This window comes from Streptomyces sp. CO7 (genome assembly GCF_053474865.1).
The window spans coordinates 13253-15870 of record NZ_JBRIOU010000003.1; the positions used below are offsets into that span (position 1 = coordinate 13253).

General features: G+C 72.4%; 4 protein-coding genes. 1 reads left to right on the forward strand and 3 read right to left on the reverse strand.

What is annotated here, in order from left to right:
- On the forward strand, positions 1-231 hold a 231-nt coding region (locus tag ACOV8S_RS09885), incomplete at its 5' end, for a pirin family protein (protein WP_448317427.1).
- A gap of 1 nt (position 232) precedes the next feature.
- Here the strand turns inward: ACOV8S_RS09885 and ACOV8S_RS09890 are convergent.
- From ACOV8S_RS09890 to ACOV8S_RS09900, 3 genes are all read right to left on the reverse strand, one after another.
- A complete protein-coding gene (locus tag ACOV8S_RS09890; protein ID WP_448317428.1) occupies positions 233-1048 on the reverse strand; it encodes a serine hydrolase domain-containing protein in 816 nt (271 codons plus the stop codon).
- 19 nt (positions 1049-1067) lie between these two features.
- On the reverse strand, positions 1068-1556 hold the full coding sequence (locus tag ACOV8S_RS09895) for a GNAT family N-acetyltransferase (protein WP_448317429.1): 489 nt from the start codon (positions 1554-1556) through the stop codon (positions 1068-1070).
- A 240-nt stretch (positions 1557-1796) separates the two neighbouring features.
- The coding region (locus ACOV8S_RS09900; RefSeq protein ID WP_448317430.1) for a glycoside hydrolase family 16 protein at positions 1797-2618 on the reverse strand (822 nt) is incomplete at its 5' end.

A 2618-nucleotide genomic window follows, 5' to 3' on the forward strand; every position in this document is an offset into this window, starting at 1 on the left:
GTGCTGCACATCCACCGCCTCGCCGCGGGCGACAACGTGGCGCTGCCCGACGCCGGTTCGCTCTACGTCCACCTCGCCTCGGGCGAACTGGCGCTGGACGGACGGGTGCTGACCGCGGGCGACGCGGCCCGCCTCTCGGACGAGAAGGGCCTGGTGGCGGAGGCGGCCGACGCGGCGGAGTTCCTGGTGTGGGAGTTCCCCGACCGGCCTCGGGCCGCCCCGGCCACCTGACCTAGTGGCGGGCCTCGGCCAGTACCGCGTCGGTGAACGGGGGCCAGGCGTCGATCGCCCACTGGGCGAAGGGGCGGTCGGTGAGGGCGACGCAGGCGAGGCGGGCGTGGGGGTCGACCCACAGGAAGGTGCCGGACTGGCCGAAGTGGCCGAAGACGGCGGGGGAGGAGGCGGACCCGGTCCAGTGCGGGGACTTGCCGTCGCGGATCTCGAAGCCGAGGCCCCAGTCGTTGGGGTTCTGGTGCCCGTACCCGGGGAGCACCCCCTTGGTGCCGGGGAACTGCACGGTCATCGCCTCCAGCACCGTCCGCGGGTCCAGCAGACGCGGGGCCTGGACCTCGGCGGCGAAGCGGAGCAGGTCGGAGACGGTGGAGACGCCGTCCTTGGCGGGCGAGCCGTCCAGGGCGGTGGCGGTCATGCCGAGGGGCTCGAGCACGGCCTGGCGGGCGTACTCGGCGAAGGGCATCTCCGTCGCCTTCTCCAGGTGGCGGCCCAGCTCCTCGAAGCCGGCGTTGGAGTAGATCCGCCGCTCCCCGGGGGCGGCCATCACCCTGTGCTCGTCGAAGGCGAGACCGGAGGTGTGCGCGAGGAGGTGGCGGACGGTCGCGCCCTCGGGACCGGCCGGCTCGTCCAGTTCGAGCGCGCCCTCCTCGTACGCCACCAGCACCGCGTACGCGGCCAGCGGCTTGGTGACCGAGGCCAGCGGGAACCGGTGGTCGACAGGGCCGTGGACGCCGGCCACCGTGCCGTCCGCCCGCACCACGCCCGCCGCGGCGGTGGTCACGGGCCAGGACTCGATCATCGCCAAGCTGTTCATGTCGAAGAGCGTAGGCGGATCAGAGCACCAGCCGCATCGAGGGGTACGGGTTGGGGACGAAGCCGAGCGAGGTGTAGAGCGGCTCGGCGTCGGCCGACGCGGTGAGCCCGACCCGTGCGCAGCCCTGCTCGCGGAACCAGGAGAGCAGCAGTTCCACGCAGGCCCGGGAGTACCCACGGCGACGCGCGTCCGGATCGGTCGCCACGCTGAACACGTGGCCGTCGAGTCCGCCCGGGTTGTCCGGCCCCCCGATCCGGTAACCGATCTGTCCGACCGCCAGCGACGCCAGCGTCCCGGGGTTCTCGGGGTGGTCGACCACGAACGCGGCGAAGTCGCCGTCCTTGTCGGCGAGCCGGCGCCGCAGCGGCTCCAGCGCCCCGGCGTGCCACTCGGGCGTACCGCCCGGATCCGACGGCGTGCGTCCGGGGTGCACCGCGTCGAGCATGACCTGGCGGAGCCGCAGCACCTCACGGGCGTCGTCGGGCAGGGCGCGTCGGGCGAGGACCATGCCCGGACGATAGCGCCGCCGGTCCGTTCGTCCGCCGCTCCCCTCCGGCCGCGCACGAACGGACCGGCGCCCTCCGCATGTCCTGCGGAGGGCCTGACCCGCTGTGACCTTGGGCTGCCCATGGGGGTGGGCGTCCAATCCAGACTCACCCGAACAGGTGAAATATCCGCACCTGTGTGCGGAAGATCGGGCGGCGCGGAGGATCGTGCCCCTCCGCGCCGCCCACCCCCCCCGTACCCGTCAGGCGTTGGGCACCGTGTCCTGGAAGGCGGTCCCGGCCGTGCGGTAGGCGGCCACCTTGGCCGCCACCTGGGCCGGGGTGAGGACCTGGTCCTTCACGTGGAGGACGTAGTCGACCTTCTGGTCGTAGGAACGCGGCGTGGTGCTGGTCTGGCCGGCCAGGTCGATCAGCCACTGGTTGAAGTTGATCGACATCGGCCGCTCCGGCAGGTACCGGGAGTCGTGACGGCCGAACTCCTGGCCGTCCACGTAGTAGACGATGCTGCTGTTGTCGATCGTGACGACCAGGTCGTGCCAGCCGGCGTAGCTGGTGCGGGACTCGCTGTGCGCGTTGACCGCCTCCCACGGGTCGGGCCGGTAGGTCTCCCACGAGGTGGTGTACAGGATGTTGGAGGGCTCGCCCCAGCCGCCGTTGGGCAGGTACTCGAAGTCGTACTCGGCGTAGTCGTCGGCCATCGGCGCGGTGAGGTCGTTGATGGTGAAGAAGGTCTGCACGAGACGGTCGCCGTCCGGACCGCTGCGCGGGGCGTCGGAGAAGTGGACCCGGGCCGCGTAGGTGCCGTTGCGGAACTTGACCGCGCGGGTGAGGACCTCGGTCATCTCGGTGGTCCCGGCGGTGCCGGCCGTGGAGGTCTCCAGGTTCATCACCGTGTTGGAGCCGTCGCGCACGAAGGTGACGTTCTCCGGCGCCCAGGTCGCGCCGGGCACGCCGGGGCCGCCGGAGTTGGAGCGCACGCTCCAGCCGTGGGAGGCGAGCGCCGGGTCGGTGTGCGAGGTGTAGGTGAAGTCGTCGAAGAGCGTGGCGCCGCCGCCCGGCGGGTT

What these genes read in the sequence shown, in the direction of transcription:
- ACOV8S_RS09890 (WP_448317428.1), bottom strand. Translation starts at nt 1,048, where the DNA reads ATGAACAGCTTGGCGATGATCGAGTCCTGGCCCGTGACCACCGCCGCG.
- ACOV8S_RS09895 (WP_448317429.1), bottom strand. Translation starts at nt 1,556, where the DNA reads ATGGTCCTCGCCCGACGCGCCCTGCCCGACGACGCCCGTGAGGTGCTG.